The sequence below is a fragment of the Oerskovia sp. NPDC060287 genome (assembly GCF_042726775.1).
Lineage (GTDB): Bacteria > Actinomycetota > Actinomycetes > Actinomycetales > Cellulomonadaceae > Oerskovia > Oerskovia merdavium.
On record NZ_JBHXBO010000402.1, the window covers coordinates 1 to 1,553 of the forward strand.

Annotated in this window: 1 protein-coding gene; it reads right to left on the bottom strand. The window is 72.9% G+C overall.

The annotated features are described in order from the left end of the window. Positions 1-42: 42 nt before the first annotated feature. Positions 43-1,553, bottom strand: a 1,511-nt coding sequence (locus ACFWFR_RS19315; protein ID WP_377624202.1) for a 1-deoxy-D-xylulose-5-phosphate synthase N-terminal domain-containing protein, incomplete at its 5' end; no start/stop codon positions are given.

A 1,553-nucleotide genomic window follows, 5' to 3' on the forward strand; every position in this document is an offset into this window, starting at 1 on the left:
GACCGCGCGGTCCGTGCCCCGTCCTCGTCTCGACCCGCTCGGTCAGAGCAGCGCGAGCGCCGTGAGCGCGTCGCGCGTGACGTCCTGCGCCGTGAGGCGGTGGGTCGTCTTCACCTGGTCGATCGTCATGTGGTCCAGGAAGACCGTGGGCAGGCCCAGCGGGACCACGGGGACCGTGATCCCGGCCTCGACCGCGCGCTGGCCCAGGAGCGAGCCCACGCCGCCGTCGGCGATGCCGTCCTCGATCGTGACCACCAGGTCGTGCTCGCCCGCGAGCTTGACGAGCGCCGAGGGCAGCGGCAGGACCCAGGTGGGGGACGCGACCGTGACCTCGACGCCGTGGGCCGCGAGCGCCTCGCCCGCGGCCATGGCGGTGCCCGTCATGGAGCCGACGCCCACGAGCAGGACCTTGCGGGTCGCCGCTGCCGCGGCCTTGGTCTTCTTGGCCGGTGCGGCGTCGTGGCGCGCGACCACGTCGACGCCGTCGAGCGTCTCGATCGCGGGGATGGGCGCGACGACCGCGCCCTTGGGGTAGCGCACGACCGAGGGGGCGTCGTCGATGTCGACCGCGTGGCGCAGGGCCTCGCGCAGCGTGGCCTCGTCGCGCGGGGCAGCCAGGTGCAGGCCCGGCACGATGCGCAGCATGGCCATGTCCCACATGCCGTTGTGGCTCGCGCCGTCCTCGCCCGTGATCCCGGCGCGGTCCAGCACGAACGTCACGCCGGCCTTGTGCAGGGCCACGTCCATGAGGACCTGGTCGAACGCGCGGTTGAGGAACGTCGCGTAGACCGCGACGACGGGGTGCAGGCCCGCGAAGGCCATGCCGGCGGCCGACGTCGCGGCGTGCTGCTCGGCGATGCCCACGTCGAACGTGCGCTCGGGGAACGCCTCGGCGAAGGGCGCGAGGCCCACGGGGTGCAGCATGGCCGCGGTGATCGCGACGACGTCGGTGCGCCGCCGCCCGATCTTGACGATCTCGTCGGCGAACACCGAGGTCCAGCCGAAGCGCGAGGGAGCGACGGGCAGGCCGGTCTCCGGGTGGATCTGCCCCACCGCGTGGAAGCGGTCCGCGACGTCCTGCTCGGCCGGGGTGTAGCCGCGGCCCTTCTCGGTGATGACGTGCACGATCACGGGAGCCCCGTACGAACGGGCGCGGACGAACGCGTGCTCGAGCGCCTCGATGTCGTGGCCGTCGACCGGGCCCACGTACTTGATGCCCAGGTCCTCGAACATGCCCTGGGGCGCGACGACGTCCTTGAGGCCCTTCTTGAGCCCGTGCAGCCACTCGTACGCGAACCGGCCGGGGGCGCCCGAGCGCGAGAGCGTGCGCTTGCCCCAGTCGAGGAAGTTCTCGTAGCCGCGCGTGGTGCGCAGCGTCGACAGGTGGTGCGCCATGCCGCCGATGGTCGGCGAGTACGAGCGGCCGTTGTCGTTGACGACGATCACGAGGCGCCGGTCCTGGCTCTCGGCGATGTTGTTGAGCGCCTCCCAGGCCATGCCGCCCGTGAGCGCCCCGTCGCCGATGACCGAGACGACGTGCCTGTCCCGCAGGC